Annotated in this window: 2 protein-coding genes; both read right to left on the bottom strand. The window is 62.9% G+C overall.

Annotated elements, in window-relative coordinates:
• Window positions 1–29: 29 nt before the first annotated feature.
• The gene (locus ACLHRZ_RS36940) at window positions 30–1,793 is read right to left on the bottom strand and encodes a S8 family serine peptidase (RefSeq protein WP_490422962.1); all 1,764 of its coding nucleotides are present in this window, start codon (window positions 1,791–1,793) and stop codon (window positions 30–32) included.
• 145 nt (window positions 1,794–1,938) lie between these two features.
• The gene (locus tag ACLHRZ_RS36945) at window positions 1,939–2,418 is read right to left on the bottom strand and encodes a hypothetical protein (protein ID WP_490422963.1); all 480 of its coding nucleotides are present in this window, start codon (window positions 2,416–2,418) and stop codon (window positions 1,939–1,941) included.
• Between the last annotated feature and the right edge of the window lie 390 nt (window positions 2,419–2,808).

A 2,808-nucleotide genomic window follows, 5' to 3' on the forward strand; every position in this document is an offset into this window, starting at 1 on the left:
AGTTCCCACCTAATTCATGACACTCCCCCTCAGAATTGGTGCGCGGCAGCGTGCTTTGGCCGCCAGTCGGAGGATGCTGGCAGGCCAAGGGCTGTAGGAGCATCGGGAATACCAGCGGTATGGGGTGCTGACTGGGGCCCGGGTGCTGGTTGACAGGCCGAGTGCAGGAGGCTGCGCAGGTGAGTGACGCGGTCGACGGTAGTGGGGAAGGTGCTGAGCTGCTGGTGGTGAGCGAGGAGAAGGGCAGCGAGGCCGGTGATGTGTGAGGCGGCGAGACCAACGCTGTCTGCGGCGGTATAAGCGGCACTGGTACGGCTGGTGGCGGTGCTGGTGGTGAGGATGGTGGCACCAGGGGCGAGGAAGTCGATGTTGGGGGTGGTCTGATGCGCCTGTGCAGTGTTGTAGGAGGGAGGCTGGCCGGTTACGAGGTTGGTTCCGGTGCTGTTGGGTTGTGGGGTGATGGCCCCTACGGCCAGGACGGTGGGCAGCCTGGCAGGGAAGTCGACGGGGGAACTGGTTGAGCTGGCGGGTGCGACGACGGCGATGCCTGCGGTGTGCGCATCGAGGATTTTCCAGGCGAGCAGTCGGGAGGGCAGGGGGCAGGTGAGGTTGACCTGGACCAAATCGATGCCGTGATGGATGCAGTAATTGAGGGCCTGGAGGAGCGTACTGATGCGTCCGTTGGGGAAAATCCGCAAGGAGTGGAGTTCGGACCCGGGGGCGATGCCAGAGATGCCGTTGTGGTTGTCTGCTGCAACGATTACACCTGCGCACCAGGTGCCGTGTCCAGTGGAGTCAGTCTGCCAGGAGCCGTCGGCAGCCGGTGAGATGAAATCGTGCCCTTGGCGGACGGCGCTCTCGAGGTCGGGGTGGGCGGCGTTGATACCGGAGTCCAGAAGGGCGATTTTCGTCCCTTGCCCCCGATAGGAGGGGGGGATCTGGTCCAGACGCATGCTGCGCTTTCCCCAGCCGGTGACGGGTTGCTCGGGGAAGCCGTGGAGTGTCTCGCTGAGTGGGACGCACTCAATGATGGTCCGGTCATCCGGGGTGCCCGGCAGGTAGGGGCGATCAATACGTGCGGGCCAGTATCCGCCCGCGGGGCGCGCGTAGAGGGCACGGAGGGTGGCAGGGGTGTCGAAGGGCAGAACGAGCGTGGCCCACCCTGTGGTGTCGGTGATGGAGCTGGCGGTCGAGGCCGAGCCGATGGCCCATACACGCGTTCCGGATAGTGTGGCACCATCCTGACCCTTGACATGCACGTGTACGCGTGCGGGATTTTCGAGAGAGATGTCAAGGGCTGGAGAAAGAGGAGGGACGACGACACTACTAATGGGCGTCGCAGGGTAAGAGAGAGGCTGGTCTGGTTCGACAAGTGTATGGGGGTCTGTAGCCAGCGCGCGGGCGCGTTCGTCGGACATCTCGACTACGGCGACGACGGGACATGTGAGGGGGGGGACGGAAGCGCCGTCACCGTGAACACTGCGAGGGGTGCGGATGTGGGTGATCTGGCGGATATCAGGATCTTTTTCGAGCAGCCTGAACAGGGCAGCCGGCTCCACAGGGACGGAGCCAGGAGGCAGCAGCCCGGCCGGGCTGGAAGCGACGAGATAGCGTCTCCAGCCTGTCTGCACCGGGTAGGCCCCATTGTACTCGTTATCTGCCGGTTGAGCGGATGGCGGGTTTTCCCGTTGCTGTTCGCGAGGGAAGCCGTCATGAGGCGGAATATTGCCCGACGCGGTTTCACTCCCCGGCAACGGGTTACTATCGTACCTGCCGATGCCAGTCTCGTTCATAGTTCGGCCCGCTCTTTATCGTCAGACAATTTCGGTGTTGGTTTCCACGCTGGCCGGATAGTGAGATTATCCGACCAGCGTGGATTTTACTGATGGCGGATCAGGCCGACCGGGGTAGGTGTGCAGCCTGATTCTCCATGGAATACTAGACCGTGGCGTATCCGATGGGTGCAGACAAGCCTGCCTGCGGCGAGTATGCGGCCGGGAACTGACCGCCGGAGCGAATAGTCAGCCCCTGGCTGACCAGGTGCTGATGGATGAACTCAGCCAGCGGGGCGTGCAGGACCGGCGCGAGGCGCCGGGCGCACTCCACCAGGACATTCCCCCACGCCAGCGGGGGAATCTGCCCCTGGATCTGGATGCCCAGCAGGATCTGCGGGTCGAAGCGCATCTGCTCGACGAGGGCGGTCACTGCAGTGGTGGCGCACCGCATCGACAGCTCCGACACCAGAAGCGGAAGTTGCCCTTGCGTGATGTCCTGGCCGTTGGCGACGACGGGAACCTGGGGCTGTGGGGCCAGTGCAGGCTGCTGGGAGAACAGTGACAGCTGACCGTAGGGGGCAGCGGTGACGGGGATCCTCTGTGCCGACTGCACAAAGGCCGGCTGCGCGGTGTATACCGACATGTTGCTCCTTCTTTTGCTCTGGAACTCCCCCCTCTGGATCAGCCGCTCCGGATTCGGGTGCTGATTTCCAGAAGCAAAGCATGATTTCGGAGAAAGTCATCCCGACATGCCGACTCTCTAGAACTTTCATGACTAAAAACGTCACTTGAGTCCTGTCATCATGGCTATCGCAGCAAGTAGGTGATCGGTCGGACGTACCGCCACCCCAAGACCCGATTCTCGGTGGCGGGCGGCACGATAATATGGCGTGAACATTCTGGGCCGTGCTGCGCTGTTCGGCTGGGGCCCGCCACCAGGATCTCCCGCGAGTACTTCACTAACTGAGCGTCTTTCATCCTCCGAATCTGCAGGTCAGCGAGCTAGGTCCTGACGGGTCGTCAGGCTGCTGAC

The organism is Streptomyces sp. AM25 (assembly GCF_058146165.1).